Source organism: Winogradskyella aurantiaca (genome assembly GCF_003362725.1).
GTDB classification, from domain to species: domain Bacteria; phylum Bacteroidota; class Bacteroidia; order Flavobacteriales; family Flavobacteriaceae; genus Winogradskyella_A; species Winogradskyella_A aurantiaca.
On sequence record NZ_QKTV01000006.1, the window covers coordinates 82,505 to 97,632 of the forward strand.

The 15,128-nt window shown below is 37.2% G+C and carries 16 protein-coding genes; 12 read left to right on the top strand and 4 right to left on the bottom strand.

What is annotated here, in order from left to right; all coding sequences use genetic code 11:
* Positions 1-5 precede the first annotated feature (5 nt).
* The 12 genes from DN064_RS10885 to DN064_RS10940 all read left to right on the top strand — a co-directional run bounded on the left by DN064_RS10885 (position 6) and on the right by DN064_RS10940 (position 12,811).
* A complete protein-coding gene (locus tag DN064_RS10885) occupies positions 6-1,064 on the top strand; it encodes a DUF6515 family protein (protein ID WP_115462688.1) in 1,059 nt (352 codons plus the stop codon).
* A gap of 189 nt (positions 1,065-1,253) precedes the next feature.
* On the top strand, positions 1,254-1,709 hold the full coding sequence (rplM, locus tag DN064_RS10890; protein ID WP_115462689.1) for a 50S ribosomal protein L13: 456 nt from the start codon (positions 1,254-1,256) through the stop codon (positions 1,707-1,709).
* Positions 1,709-2,095, top strand: coding sequence for a 30S ribosomal protein S9 (gene rpsI / locus DN064_RS10895; RefSeq protein WP_115462690.1), 387 nt, complete (start codon positions 1,709-1,711; stop codon positions 2,093-2,095). The genes rplM and rpsI overlap by 1 nt, the downstream gene beginning before the upstream one ends.
* Before the next feature lie 209 nt (positions 2,096-2,304).
* Positions 2,305-3,096: a 30S ribosomal protein S2 gene (rpsB, locus tag DN064_RS10900; RefSeq protein WP_115462691.1), complete on the top strand. Its 792-nt coding sequence runs from the start codon at positions 2,305-2,307 to the stop codon at positions 3,094-3,096.
* Between the two features lie 39 nt (positions 3,097-3,135).
* Positions 3,136-3,966 (top strand): translation elongation factor Ts, encoded by an 831-nt coding sequence (tsf, locus tag DN064_RS10905; protein WP_115462692.1) that lies wholly within the window; start codon positions 3,136-3,138, stop codon positions 3,964-3,966.
* A 143-nt stretch (positions 3,967-4,109) separates the two neighbouring features.
* Positions 4,110-4,817, top strand: a complete 708-nt coding sequence (gene pyrH, locus DN064_RS10910; RefSeq protein WP_115462812.1) for a UMP kinase — start codon at positions 4,110-4,112, stop codon at positions 4,815-4,817.
* A gap of 10 nt (positions 4,818-4,827) precedes the next feature.
* Positions 4,828-5,382, top strand: a complete 555-nt coding sequence (frr, locus tag DN064_RS10915; RefSeq protein WP_115462693.1) for a ribosome recycling factor — start codon at positions 4,828-4,830, stop codon at positions 5,380-5,382.
* A gap of 46 nt (positions 5,383-5,428) precedes the next feature.
* The gene (locus DN064_RS10920; RefSeq protein ID WP_115462694.1) at positions 5,429-6,706 is read left to right on the top strand and encodes a hypothetical protein; all 1,278 of its coding nucleotides are present in this window, start codon (positions 5,429-5,431) and stop codon (positions 6,704-6,706) included.
* Positions 6,707-6,780: 74 nt separating this feature from the next.
* A complete protein-coding gene (locus tag DN064_RS10925) occupies positions 6,781-9,195 on the top strand; it encodes an efflux RND transporter permease subunit (protein WP_115462695.1) in 2,415 nt (804 codons plus the stop codon).
* A gap of 19 nt (positions 9,196-9,214) precedes the next feature.
* The gene (gene asnS, locus DN064_RS10930) at positions 9,215-10,648 is read left to right on the top strand and encodes an asparagine--tRNA ligase (protein ID WP_115462696.1); all 1,434 of its coding nucleotides are present in this window, start codon (positions 9,215-9,217) and stop codon (positions 10,646-10,648) included.
* A gap of 91 nt (positions 10,649-10,739) precedes the next feature.
* On the top strand, positions 10,740-12,200 hold the full coding sequence (gene rpoN / locus DN064_RS10935; protein ID WP_115462697.1) for an RNA polymerase factor sigma-54: 1,461 nt from the start codon (positions 10,740-10,742) through the stop codon (positions 12,198-12,200).
* Positions 12,201-12,382: 182 nt separating this feature from the next.
* Complete coding sequence (locus tag DN064_RS10940; RefSeq protein ID WP_232827474.1) at positions 12,383-12,811, top strand: hypothetical protein; 429 nt, start codon at positions 12,383-12,385, stop codon at positions 12,809-12,811.
* Here the strand turns inward: DN064_RS10940 and DN064_RS10945 are convergent.
* From DN064_RS10945 to DN064_RS10960, 4 genes are all read right to left on the bottom strand, one after another.
* Entirely contained in the window at positions 12,806-13,504 is a 699-nt protein-coding gene (locus tag DN064_RS10945) for a porin family protein (protein WP_115462699.1), read from the bottom strand. The two genes, DN064_RS10940 and DN064_RS10945, sit on opposite strands and share 6 nt — an antisense overlap.
* 72 nt (positions 13,505-13,576) lie before the next feature.
* On the bottom strand, positions 13,577-14,041 hold the full coding sequence (locus DN064_RS10950) for an ExbD/TolR family protein (RefSeq protein WP_115462700.1): 465 nt from the start codon (positions 14,039-14,041) through the stop codon (positions 13,577-13,579).
* A gap of 9 nt (positions 14,042-14,050) precedes the next feature.
* Positions 14,051-14,662, bottom strand: a complete 612-nt coding sequence (locus tag DN064_RS10955) for an ExbD/TolR family protein (protein WP_115462701.1) — start codon at positions 14,660-14,662, stop codon at positions 14,051-14,053.
* Positions 14,663-14,670: 8 nt separating this feature from the next.
* On the bottom strand, positions 14,671-15,114 hold the full coding sequence (locus tag DN064_RS10960) for a hypothetical protein (RefSeq protein ID WP_115462702.1): 444 nt from the start codon (positions 15,112-15,114) through the stop codon (positions 14,671-14,673).
* Positions 15,115-15,128 lie beyond the last annotated feature (14 nt).

Here is a 15,128-nt window from a genome sequence, read left to right on the forward strand (position 1 = left end):
GCCAGATGTCTTCAAAATATTTACATATAAGTTTAGGTTTTATATTCGCCTTTTTACTTCTCTTAACACCAGAACATCTTGAAGCACAACGTATGCGTCATGGTGGTGGTGGCGGACGTTCAATGTCACACCAGAGTAGAAATGTGAGTCGTCCATCTACAAATAGATCAAGAACAACAAAACCGAAGACTACCAATCGTTCAACTAACAGATCGTCAACCTCAAATAGGTCTTTTAATGGGAGCCGAAATAAATCAACAAATAGATCTAGCAGCACCAACAAAAAGACTTCGAATGTAAAGAATAGAACTTCAAATCGCAGTACTACTAATTCTAAGAATAGAGCTACCAACCGATCTACAGACCGCAGTAAAAACACCAGAAATGTTGATCGAAGCAATAAGGGAAATAACAATCGGGTCGGGAACAAAAACAACATTAATATAGATCGGAGCAAAAATGTTACCATAAACAATCGAAACACCTATGTTAGAGGAGGTACGCGTGCCTACGTACGACCTCCATACCGCTATGGTGGATTTCATTACTATTGCCATAGGCCCTATTTTTGGCATCCCTATACTCCATTTTACTGGGGATCGTGGTATCACCCTTGGGGGTACTTTGTAGCTACTATTGCCACCACAGCCATTATAGTGAGTATTGTAGACAGCGGAGATAATAACAAAGAGAAAGAGGAGGAAGAAGAATACCATTATGACAATGGGACCTATTACTTGAAAACCCCTGAAGGTTTTGTGGCTGTGCAAGCCCCTGTAGGTGCTCAAGTACCTGAAATCCCCAAAGAGGCCGAAAAGGTTGAAATCGATGGCAGCGACAAGACTAATTATTATGTAGCTGGAGCCTTCTATGAGCAAAATGAAGATGGCTACATCGTTATTCCTGCTACTGCAGGAACTATAGTGCCTAACCTTCCTGAAGGTGGAGAAGAAGTAAAAATTGGTGAACAAACCTATGTACAGTTTGGAGAAACGTACTATCAACCAATACAAGTAGATGGTAAAGATATGTATGAAATTGTGGATGTTCGCCCAGCAGAATAAAACGCGATTCTAAATATATCAGGGGCGTCCATGATGGCGCCTCTTTTTTTTTGTTTTAATTGATAGTTAAACTAACTGAATATCAAGGGTAAAAAAGATATCCAAAGAGTTGGCTTATCCAATAGTTTATCATAAATTTGCAAACTCTTTTTCGGAAGAGGAAATGTTTAATAATCAAAACTATTTAGTGTGGACACATTAAGTTACAAAACGGTTTCAGCAAACAAAGCTACTGTTAACAAGGAGTGGGTTGTTGTTGATGCTGATGGACAAAACTTAGGTCGCCTAGCCTCTAAAGTAGCAATCCTACTAAGAGGTAAACACAAAACAAACTTTACTCCGCACGTTGATTGTGGTGATAACGTTATTGTTGTCAATGCAGAAAAAATCAACTTAACTGGTAACAAATGGACAGATAAAAGTTATATCCGTCATACAGGTTATCCAGGTGGACAAAGAAGCTTATCTGCTACAGAGTTGTTTGAAAAAGATCCAACAAGATTAGTAGAGAAGTCTGTGAAAGGCATGTTACCTAAAAACAAACTTGGAGCAGAGTTGTTCCGTAACCTAACTGTTGTTGAAGGTGCTGAGCATGCACATGAAGCTCAAAAACCTAAAGCAATTAATTTAAACGATTTTAATTAATGGAAGTAATTCACAAAATCGGCCGTAGAAAGACGGCTGTTGCCCGTGTATATGTTGCCAAAGGAAAAGGTAACATTACGGTGAACAAAAAAGCCATGGCGGAATATTTTCCTACTGCCCCATTGCAGTATAAGGTTAACCAACCTTTAGTCATGACTAACAATGATGGCAACTTTGATATTACTGTTAACGTATATGGAGGTGGTGTCACCGGCCAGGCAGAAGCCGTGCGTTTAGCTTTATCTCGCGCAATGTGTGAGTTAGATGCTGAAAACAGAGCAATATTAAAGCCAGAAGGTCTATTAACAAGAGATCCAAGAATGGTAGAGCGTAAGAAATTCGGTCAGAAGAAAGCGCGTAAGAAATTCCAGTTCTCTAAACGTTAATATCCAACAACTTATATTCAGAACCTTGTTTCAAGGTTCTGAATGTTCTTTATTTTTTGAATCAAGCTCGGTAAAACGAGCATTTATTAACCAGTGTTTGTTGCTCACGACCAAAGTGTCGGAGTTTAGTTTAGCATCTAAATGGTTAGGGCAGGCGAAAGCTTCCACCTTATCATTGCTAATTCAACAGAACGTAAACTATTACAAAAATGGAAAACGTAGAAGTAAAAGATCTACTAGAAGCAGGTGTACACTTTGGTCACCTCACAAGAAAATGGGATCCAAACATGGCTCCTTACATTTATATGGAGCGCAATGGCATCCATATTATCAACCTTTACAAAACTGCAGCTAAAATTAGTGAAGCCTCTGAAGCGCTTAAAAAGATTGCTGCGTCTGGAAAGAAGATTCTTTTCGTTGCCACTAAAAAACAAGCTAAGGACATTGTTGCTGAGAAAGCTGCAGCCGTTAATCAACCTTACATTACAGAGCGTTGGCCAGGTGGTATGTTGACGAACTTTGTAACGATTAGAAAAGCCGTAAAGAAGATGGCTTCTATCGATCGTATGAAGAAAGATGGAACATTCAACTCACTTTCTAAGAAAGAACGTTTACAGGTGGATCGTCAACGTGCCAAATTAGAAAAGAACCTTGGTTCTATTAGTGATATGACACGTTTACCAGGTGCGATCTTTGTAGTTGATATCAAAAGAGAGCATATTGCTATTAAGGAAGCTCAAAAATTGAACATTCCAATTTTCGCTATGGTTGATACCAATTCAGACCCTCGTCAGGTTGACTTTTTAATTCCGTCTAATGATGACGCCTCTAAATCTATTGATAAAGTTTTAGGGATTGTGACTTCAGCAATTGCAGATGGTTTAGCAGAAAGAAAATCTGAGCGTGCAGAAAAAGATAATCAAGCGGCAAAGGCCGAGGCTGCTCCAGCTCCAAAAGCTGAGCCAGTAGTTGCAGCTGCTGCAGTACAAGAAGAAGAATAAATAACTTAATAGTTTAGCATTTCGCTAGAAAGGAATAAAATGGAAAATACAGTAAAAATTACAGCTGCCGAAGTTAATAAGCTAAGAAAAGCTACAGGCGCTGGAATGATGGATTGTAAAAAAGCCTTAGTTGAGGCTAACGGGGATTTTGATAAGGCTATCGAGATCTTACGTAAAAAAGGACAGAAGGTTGCTGCTAAAAGAGCAGACAGAGAGTCTACTGAAGGAGCTGCTATTTCAAAAGTAAATGGTGCTCGTACTTCTGGAGTTTCTATCGTATTAGGATGTGAAACTGATTTTGTTGGTAAGAACGAAAACTTCGTAAACTTAGCACATGAATTAGCTGAACTTGCTTTAAATTACAGTTCTAAAGAAGAATTTTTAGCAGCGGATTTCAATGGTATGACTGTTGCAGATAAATTAATCGAGCAGACTGGTGTTATTGGTGAAAAACTAGACATCAATGCTTTTGAAAAAATAGAAGCTCCGTTTGTTGGTTCTTATATCCACGCTGGAAACAAGATTGCAACTTTAGTTGGTTTATCTGCTAGTGCTGAGGGTGCTGAAGTAGTTGCTAAGGATGTAGCGATGCAAGTTGCTGCCATGAATCCAATCGCCTTAAATGAGGATGAAGTTAATGCCGCAGTGATTGAAAAAGAAATCGAGATTGCTAAAGACCAATTACGTCAGGAAGGAAAGCCTGAAGCAATGTTGGATAATATTGCCAAAGGTAAATTAAAGCGTTTCTTTAAAGATAACACCTTAGTAAATCAAGCTTTCATCAAGGATAGCAAGGTTAGCGTTAAGGATTATGTAAAGACTATAGGAGATGTAGCTGTTACCAGTTTCAAGCGCGTAGCTCTTGGCTAGATTTTAGCTTATACATACAATTTAAAAGCCTTTTCAGTATTGAAAAGGCTTTTTTCTTAGACTTAATTAGCTTTTAAAGAAGTTAATAATTGTTTAGTTTTGCTAAACTTCGAAAAACTGAATTTAACCGATTATTAGCACTGATGAAATTTAAAAGAATACTCTTAAAACTATCTGGAGAGGCATTAATGGGCAATCGAAATTATGGAATTGACCCTGAAAGATTAGCTGAATACGCCAAGGATATTAAAGATATTGTTGACAAAGGTGTGGAGGTAGCAATTGTCATTGGTGGCGGCAATATATTTAGAGGTGTTGCTGGGGCAAGTGTTGGTATGGATCGAGTTCAAGGAGATCATATGGGCATGTTGGCAACTGTTATAAACGGCCTTGCTCTCCAAGGAGCCTTAGAAGATTCCGGACTTCCAACAAGACTTCAGACGGCTATAAAAATCAATGAAGTTGCTGAACCCTTCATTAGAAGGAGAGCCATACGTCATCTTGAGAAAGGACGCGTCGTTATATTTGGCGGTGGAACAGGAAACCCTTATTTCACAACTGATTCTGCTGCGGTACTAAGAGCTATTGAGATTGAAGCAGATGCTATTTTAAAAGGAACTCGGGTAGATGGAATTTACACAGCTGATCCGGAAAAAGACGAATCAGCAATTAAATTTGACCATATTACCTTTGAAGAAGTCCTTAAAAAAGGGTTAAAAGTGATGGATACTACCGCTTTTACCTTGAGTCAAGAAAACAAATTACCTATTATTGTATTTGATATGAATAAAAAGGGTAACCTTTTGAAGCTCATATCGGGTGAAAAAATAGGAACCACTGTAGATCTATAAGTTTTTAATCATGGAAGAAGAGATTCAATTTATTCTGGATACAGCTAAGGAAGCAATGGACAAAGCTGTTCATCACTTGGAAAAACAACTTGTTAACATTAGAGCTGGAAAGGCAAGCCCTTCTATGTTAGGCAGTGTTATGGTTGAGTATTATGGATCGCAGACCCCATTAAATCAGGTGGCTAATGTCAACACACCTGATGGTAGAACTATTACGGTGCAACCCTGGGAAAAAACAATGCTTCAAGAAATTGAACGTGGGATTATGATCGCCAATCTTGGGTTTAATCCAATGAATAATGGTGAATCCATTATTATTAATGTGCCACCACTTACAGAAGAACGTAGAAAGGAGCTTGCAAAACAAGCTAAAGCCGAGGCCGAGGATGCCAAAATCGGGGTGAGAAATGCCCGGAAAGAAGCAAATCATGATATAAAAAAATCAGATGCTTCTGAAGATGTTCAATCCAATGCTGAGATTGATATACAAGAAATGACAGATAACTACGTTAAGAAGATCGATGCCATTCTAGATACTAAAGAAAATGAGATCATGACTGTTTAATGAGCAGTTATTTCTTTTTGTTCTTTCCTCATTTAATATCATCTTAATGCTAAGAGCCTTTTGTATTGTCTTTATTCTTTTTGTAACAATACAAATTCAGGCCCAAGTCCCCAGCGAAGCTGAAAAAAAAACCATCTTTAATGACTCACTTAAAAAAGTAGAGTTTCTTAGTAATATTGGTGTTGGATATTTCCCAACCAAATATTTTAAAATTGATTTAAGATCTCTTTTTAAACTCAATCAATACGAAGGTGTAAGAACAGGGCTTGGCGGTATTACTACTGACGCATTATCCAAACGATTCCGCTTGAATGGATATTTTGCGTATGGGTTTAAAGACCAGACCTGGAAATACAGTTTTGGAGGCGGTATGAGATTAGGGCAACTGAACTCTAATTCATGGTTGAACTACAGTTATACAAACGATATTACAGAAACGGGGAGTTCTACTTTTTTAACGGACAAACGCTTCTTTTCTTTTTTTGAACCACGACTCATTAATATAAGCTTGTTTCACAAGCATTTAACCCATGCAGTCTCAATAGAACATAAAATCACAAACCATCTTTTATCCGAATTGCGATTTGCTGTAAGTGATGTCACCCCCACATACGACTATATTTTTGTTTTGAACAATCAGGAGTTTCGAAGATTCGATCAAAGTCTTCTGAAATTAAGCCTGCAGTGGTCACCATTTAGTGTTTATGAATATGATGACAAGCGCCTAGTCGAGGTGAAGGATGGCTATCCTAAATTTACGTTACAGGGTACTCAAAGTATTAAAGGGCTCTTTAAAAGTGATTTCAACTTTAGTAAAATAGATTTTAGAACGGTTTATCAAATTTTCCATAGAAACAGGGCCATCTCAAGGTTTACTATTGTAGCAGGATTGGCAGTTGGTGAGACGCCACTCACTAATTTATATCATGCCTATCCTAATAACATCAATAAGACAACTATACTACAACGCTTTACTGTTGCTGGCCTCAATAGTTTTGAAACCATGTATTTCAATGAGTTTTTTAGTGATCGATTTGCCACTTTCCAGTTTAAGCACTTTCTAAAACCTTTTGAAGTAACACAATGGTTTAAGCCACAACTTGTACTTATTACAAGACATGCCATTGGTGACATGAACAATATTGATCGACATCAGAATATAACATTTGACACGCTCGACAAATTTTATTCTGAATCTGGTTTTGAAATTAATAAGCTCATTTTTGGTTTTGGTTTAAGTTTCGCTTATCGCTACGGTAGTTATCACCTCCCTGTCTGGGAGGATAATTTATCTTTTAAATTTACTTTTAATCTTACGTTTTAAACGGGTGATTAAATTGTTAAGATTAACAGTAATCCTCTGCTTTTTCCTACCTTTGCCGCTGATTTTAAGCCCGTATGTTCAAACTATTGACAACCAGATTTTGGGAAACTGTAGCCAGGTTAATTCTTAGGAATAAAGTTCTTATTCTTATATCGATTCTTGTCGCTACTGTTTTATTAGGTATGCAATGGAAGCATATGCGCTTCACCTACACCGAAGCCAATTTGTTACCCGATGACCATGAGGTTAATCTAGAATACAATAACTTCCTTAGCATTTTCGGTGAAGAAGGAAACTTAATAGTTATAGGGGTAAAGGATTCTTCCCTATACACAGTTGAAAAGCTTAATGCCTGGAATAAGCTTTCAGAGTCTTTTAAAGCCTACGACGAAGTTGATGCAGTAATCTCTATTAAAGATCTGCAAAAACTTTCAAAAAACACAGTGGAAGAGCGGTTTGAATTATCACCGTTCATAAAGGACTCTATTGAAAACCAGGCGCAGTTGTCCAAGTTAGAAAAAGAGCTATTTGAGAAGTTCCCTTTTTACGACAACTTTCTTTATAACAAGGAAACCCGAACACTCCGATCTGTTATTTCCTTAAAAAAGGACATTGTTAATACAGCGGCTCGTAAGACTTTCATCATAGATATTCTTCAAAAGAGAATTGAAGAATTTGAAAAAGAATCTGGAATGGATGTTAGGGTTTCTGGTATGCCATACATCAGAACCCTCAACTCACAAAGTATTATTGATGAGATTGGACTATTTATTGGGGCTGCCCTACTTGTCACGTCTCTGATTTTTTTCCTTTTCTTCAGATCATTCAGAGCAACCTTCATTTCACTCATTGTGGTTTGTATTGGTGTCATGTGGACTTTTGGTATTTTAGGTCTTTTAGGTTATGAGATTACAGTTCTAACGGCCTTAATACCCCCTTTAATCATTGTTATAGGAATACCCAATTGTATCTTCCTAATCAATAAATACCAACATGAGGTTAAGTCTCATGGTAATAAGGTTAAATCCTTACAACGTGTTATCACTAAAATTGGTAATGCAACGCTGATGACCAATGTAACAACAGCCTCAGGGTTTGCTACCTTTATACTAACCGAGAGTAAACTACTTAAGGAATTTGGTATTGTTGCCTCCTTGAGTATACTGGCAATCTTTATCCTTTGCTTACTCATTATACCCATTATTTACACATTTCTTCCCTTTCCCAAACAGCGCCATCTGGAGCACCTTAACAAACGATGGATTGGTGGATTTGTAAACTGGATGGAATCGATGGTAAAACATAGACGCATTACAATCTATGTAACTGGACTCATGCTTATCATTTTGAGTATTATTGGTATTTACCAAATCAGGATTTCAGGAAGTTTGATTGAGGATATGCCAAAGCGAACCCAGTTCTTTCAGGATATTCGATTCTTTGAGCAGGAATTTAATGGTATTATGCCTTTGGAGATTATGATTGATACCAAACGAAAAAAAGGTGTAATGAAGTTAAGTACCCTCAAGCGTATGAACGAGCTTGAGGAATTAATTATTGAAATACCTGAATTATCCCAGCCAGTATCAGTGGTTGGATTAGCTAAGTATTCTAAACAAGCCTATTACAATGGCAATCCAAAATACTACCAATTACCAACAAGTCAAGAGAACACATTTATTTTATCATATGCTAAAAATTCTGGCTCAAACCTTGACCTGCTGGAAAGTTTTGTAGACAGTACAGGACAATATGCTAGAATTACCACTTTTATGAAAGATGTTGGTACTGATAGAATGGAACGTATTGAAGAAGACTTACAAAACAAAATAAATCGGATTTTTCCTGAAGAACGATATGGTGTAACCATGACAGGAAAGGCTCTGGTTTTTCAAAAAGGGACCAAATATCTAGTTAGAAACCTAGTCATCTCACTATCACTTGCAATTTTCTTAATATCACTGTTCATGGCTTATATGTTCAGATCGGTTAAAATGATTATTGTCTCGTTAGTACCAAACTTATTACCACTATTAGTTACCGCTGGTCTTATGGGATATGTTGGTGTACCCATAAAACCATCTACAATACTGGTATTTAGCATTGCTTTTGGGATTTCTGTTGATGACACTATTCATTTCCTGGCAAAATATAGACAAGAACTGCAGGCCAACCATTGGAAAATTAGAAGGTCTGTCTATGCCGCTTTAAGAGAAACAGGTGTAAGTATGTTCTATACATCAATAGTCCTTTTCTTTGGGTTTTCTGTATTCACCATAAGCAGTTTTGGGGGAACTGTAGCTTTAGGAGCACTAGTTTCCGTCACTTTACTCTTTGCAATGCTTTCCAATTTACTATTATTGCCCTCGCTATTACTATCATTAGAAAGAAGTATTGCCAATAAGGAGGTTCTTAAAAAACCAGCCATTAATATTATTCCTGATGATGGTGATGTAGAAGCAAGAATGTACCTGAAAAAAAAGAAATAAAACAGATAACACGATATTAATGAAAACCTCATCAATTTCAAATCTATTAAATGTTCAGCCGGCTTTACAGAAAATTACAATTAAGGGTTGGGTTAGAACATTTAGAGCTAACCGGTTTATAGCAGTAAATGATGGATCTACTTTACAGAACATTCAATGTGTGGTAGATTTCGAAAGCTTTGATGAAGCATTGTTAAAACGAATTACTACCGGTGCCGCAGTGGAAATTTCTGGTGAATTGGTTGAAAGTCAGGGCAAGGGTCAGGCAGTAGAAATAAAAGTTGACAGTATTAGAATACATGGGGATTCTGATCCTGAAAGCTACCCTATACAACCTAAAAAACACTCATTTGAATTTTTAAGAGAGCAGGCTCATTTACGAACTAGAACTAACACATTCAGTGCCGTTATGAGATTGCGCTCGGCCTTATCATTTGCAGTACATAAGTACTTCACAGAAAATGGTTTCTATAACATGCACACTCCAATCATTACGGGAAGTGATGCAGAGGGTGCTGGTGAAATGTTTAGAGTTACAACTCTAGATCTAAAAACCCCACCAGTAAGTGACGAAGGGAATGTAGATTACTCACAAGACTTTTTTGCTAAGGAAACTAATTTAACGGTGTCCGGACAATTAGAAGCGGAAACCTACGCCATGTCTCTTGGTAAAGTCTACACCTTTGGACCAACTTTTAGAGCAGAAAATTCCAATACATCAAGGCATCTAGCTGAATTTTGGATGATTGAACCTGAGGTGGCCTTTATGGACTTAGATGGGAATATGGATTTAGCTGAAGATTTCATGAAATCTGTTATCAGTTACGTTATTGAACATAACAAAGAAGATTTGGAGTTTTTAGATCAACGCTTGTTTAACGAGGAGAAACAAAAGCCTCAAAATGAACGCAGTCCAATGCGTTTAATTGAGAAATTACGTTTTGTGACTGACAATAATTTTAAACGTGTTTCCTATACCGAAGCCATAGATATATTGAGAAATTCCAAACCCAACAAAAAGAAGAAATTCAATTATATAATTAATGAGTGGGGGGCAGATTTACAAAGTGAACACGAGCGTTTTTTAGTAGAGAAGCACTTTAAGTGTCCAGTGATTTTGTTCGATTATCCTGCCAATATCAAGGCATTTTATATGCGTCTAAACGAAGACGAAAAAACCGTGCGCGCAATGGATATTCTCTTTCCAGGAATCGGTGAAATTGTGGGTGGTTCACAAAGGGAAGAACGCTTAGAAGTATTAAAAGAAAAAATGGCTGCCTTAGATATTCCCGAAGAAGAATTATGGTGGTATTTAGACCTAAGAAAATTTGGTACAGCCGTTCATTCTGGGTTTGGTTTAGGTTTCGAACGTCTGGTCATGTTCGTAACCGGAATGACTAACATCCGTGACGTAATTCCTTATCCTCGTACTCCCCAAAATGCTGAATTTTAGAATTATCAGTCATTTTAAAGTAGCGCGAATTGTTGCTCTTGTTGAATTGTTTTTGTTTCTTTAAATAACCCCAAGCTGAAGTGTCCGGTTTATGTTAAAACAATATCTCCAATTCAAGCTATCACAGAAGTTGTCTCCGCAACAGATTCAGTTAATGAAACTGATTCAGTTACCGACGCAAGCTTTTGAACAACGACTTAAGCAGGAACTGGAAGAGAATCCAGCATTAGATACTGGAAAAGAGTCTCTAGAAAGTGATGGCATGGATGAATTTGATAATTCAGATGATATTCTCAATGACAATGATCGTATTGAGGCGGACGACATTAATGTTGACGATTATTTAAGTGACGATGAAATACCAGATTACCGCACTCAGGCCAACAATTACAGTGCAGATGATGAAGAAAAAAGTGTTCCTTATGCGTCAGGAATTTCATTTACCGAATATTTAAGAACGCAATTAAGAACCTTTAGGTTGGATGACCAAAAAGAAGCCATTGCCGAATTTTTGGTAGGAAGTGTTGATGATAGTGGTTACATAAGAAGGTCCATTTCAGATATTACAGATGATCTTGCCTTTACTCAAAACATCTACACAACCGAAGATGAAGTTGAAGAAGTCCTCGCGATTGTTCACAAATTAGATCCTGCAGGTGTTGGTGCACGAAACTTGCAAGAATGTTTAAGTATTCAGCTTCACAGAAAAGAGGCTTCAGAAAGTGTTGAATTAGCTCAAAAAATTATAGATGAATCCTTCGATAGCTTTACAAAAAAACACTATCAGAAACTGGTTCAAAAATACGGTATATCGGAGGACGACTTAAGAGATGCGATTGAAGAAATTGAAAAACTCAATCCTAAACCAGGAGGCTCTTACTCCAATAATACACAACTGGTAGAACATGTGGTTCCAGACTTTGCTATACGGATTAATGAAGGAAATCTCGAATTAACCTTAAACGGACGAAATGCCCCCGAACTACATGTGTCTAGAGCCTATAATGATATGCTCAAGGGGTACAAAGAATCCAAGGAAAAAAGCAAATCCCAGAAAGACGCGGTTTTATTCATCAAACAAAAACTTGATGCGGCAAAGTGGTTTATAGAAGCAGTAAAGCAACGCCAGCAAACCCTTTATGTGACCATGAGTGCCATTATGAATCATCAAAAGGCATATTTTCTATCGGGCGACGAAAGGCAACTTAAACCGATGATTCTAAAAGATATTGCTGATGAAATTGGCATGGATGTGTCTACTGTGTCACGTGTAGCTAATAGTAAGTATGTAGATACCCCATATGGTACAAAGCTTATTAAAGATTTCTTTTCCGAATCAATGACCAATGATCAAGGCGAGGAAGTTTCTACCCGAGAAATAAAAACCATCCTTGAAACCGTAGTTGAGGAGGAAGACAAAAAGAAGCCACTAACCGATGATAAGTTAGCCGCGATATTAAAAGAAAAAGGCTATCCAATTGCCAGACGAACCGTAGCTAAATACCGAGAGCAACTGGACATTCCTGTAGCGCGTCTCAGAAAAAAGATATAGTTATGGGCAATTTTGTTTTAAGGGCTATTTCATTTGTGTTTCATCCATTGATTATGCCATTATTGGGTGTTCTTTTTTACATGTCTAAATCGCCAAGATTTATACCAGAAAACATTAGTTATGCAAAGATATTTTCGACGATTATCTTAACTTTTATACTTCCCATTTTACTGTTTTTTTTATTGAAAACAATCAATAAAGTAGATAGTATTTATTTGAGATCCACAAGAGAGCGGATAATTCCTTTGTTCTTAAACTGCGTCATTACAGCTTTAATTCTTTGGCGTGTATTCCCCCCTTCTGAAATACCTGAGTTGTACTATTTTTTTGTAGGTATCCTGTGCTCCTCGCTGGCATGCTTTATCCTAGTAATTTTTAAAGTAAAGGCTAGTATTCATATGATTGCCGCCTCAGGATTTTTCATGTTTGCCATTGCTGTTGGGGTTCATTTTAAAATTAATATTAATGGAACTATAGCTTTAATGATGATCATACTTGGAGCTATAGCCACATCGCGATTGCATTTAAAAGCTCATACAAACTCAGAACTCGTTATTGGCATGTTCACAGGCATGTTTCCTCAGTTAATATTACTGCAATTCTGGCTATAAGATGTAAAAAATCAGTCCAATTTTCATTGCTGTAATGGTTAATGGCTGTCCTTCTAATTGAGCAGATTCATTGAATATAGGATTAAGGGCGTAATAAAAATGAAAATTCCAATCTCCATACCCCACCCCAATTGTAACACCATATTGCAAGTCATTAAAGTCTTTAACATTAGACAAATCTACATTGCCTAATTCGCTTCTAAATTTGGTTGTGTTGTACAGCAAATAACTAAACTTAAACCCTGGGTATACCCGCCAAAACCTGTTTTGTGTAGGAGTAGATGTTCTCCATCTAAATTCTAACGGTACATCCAGCATATACGTCGTAAACTTATTACGGGAAACAGATACGCCCTCTGGAACTAGATTGTAATCATAATCTGAATCAGTTTGTGTAATGGCAATATTTTGGATGTAAGAATTAGAATTTAACCCAACACCAAGGCCTATTGAAAAGTTACGTCTCTTATTAATTGGCATATCCCTTATAAACCCCAAGTGAAACCCAGTAGAGAACCCCGTTTGAGTAACATTAGGATTAAGCCTTACAAGTGCATTGTAGGTCAGGCCCACATAGAACTGATCCTCCCTATAAAGTGAATCAATTACTTTTGGTACTTGTTCTTCAGTTTGCTGCGAAAATAATGCAGAAAGCGGCGCCAAAAGAACTACAAGCAAAAGTATACTTCGCATAGAGTTAAAACTACAAAAAAAGCGCTATGATTTTTACTTTCATAGCGCTTTTAAATTATAAATTAAGATGTGTTATTCCTGCTGAAGTTGATTGGTAATATACATTACCTTCAAGGCATTTGCTTCACGTAGTTCCTGCTTTATATCAGACACTAAACCAGCATTAGTATCCTTATCTACCTTCAGACCTATTACAATTTTATCTTTTAATTCTTCTCGAGTACCAGCAATAAATTCATAAACCGCAGGTTGCACATCCGGCAGGCCTGTAAAGGCATCATTAATTTGGATTCTCGCTTCGGTACCAAACTGTTTATATTGTTCGCTAGGCTTCCCAGCATAGATAAACATCGTTCTATCTTTTTCCAACTTCTCAACTTGATCAGCTGACGGTAACAAATTCTGTATTTTAAGACTATTGTCTCTCATTACAGTTGCAACCATAAAGAAAAATAGAAGCATGAATACAATATCTGGTAGTGATGCCGTAGATATCGCTGGCAAATCGCCCTTCTTTTTATTTTTAAACTTAGACATACTCTACTATTATTTTGTTGGTTCCGCTTCAGATAATTTCATTGGATACATGTCCTTAATTCTTTGAATCTGCTCGTTGAGTTTCTCATCAGGTGAGAATTGATTTTTAGACTTTTCATCCAACATGGATTGGAATGTTCGGTTAAACAATCGTTCGGCCTCTCTATTTCTTAAATAATTGTAGGCTGCAACCAACTCATTCTGAACTTCAATATACTTTCCATATGAAGTCTCACGGTCATGCTTAAGTGAAATAATCGCCTTATCAGGATGGTCAGAAGAAGCGGGATCACGTTCACCTTGACAATAGTCACAACGTTCACCAGCTGCATTTACATCACCTCCGTTATCCAGGAAGGCAATAGCAGCCTCTCGTAGGTCCGTTATTTCCATCTCTTCTTCTTCAACCAAAAGTTGATCACGTCTATTTAATAGAACTATAAAAAGATTCTTTTGCTTAATGATTGGAGGTTCTACCTCAGAATCATCAATGGGTGGCAAACTTCTTAAGATACCCTTATCTTTTTCAATGGTTGTTGTAACCAGGAAGAAAATAAGTAATAAGAAGGCAATGTCAGCCATAGATCCTGCGTTTACCTCGGGTGCTGCTCTTTTTGCCATAGTTCTAGTTATTTACTAATTACTTTCTTAACTCCTGAGAATATCATTGAAATTGCAGCTACCGCTAACAAAATGTAGAAGGCGATAAGACCTGTTCCAACCATGTGTGATTGACCATCAGTTGCAATTCCATCTTGAAGTTTATATTCCATTGGGTCTCCACCTGCAGCCACATATGAAATAATGATTACGGCTGCGAATGCACCAATTCCTATTAAGGTATTTTTTAGAGATTTAGTGTTAGTGAATAAATTCTTTAATACAAAGAAAATTACCAATACTAAAATAACTCCTAAAACTACATAGGCTATATAAGCCATCGGATCAACTAGACCCGCCTCTTCGCCAGACTTGATAGCATCGTCTCCAGCAGAGATAATTCTCACTAGGAAAATGACACCAAGTAAACCAAGAATGGCTACTATGATTTTAGATATTTTTTGTAATGTCATAACGTGCGTTATTT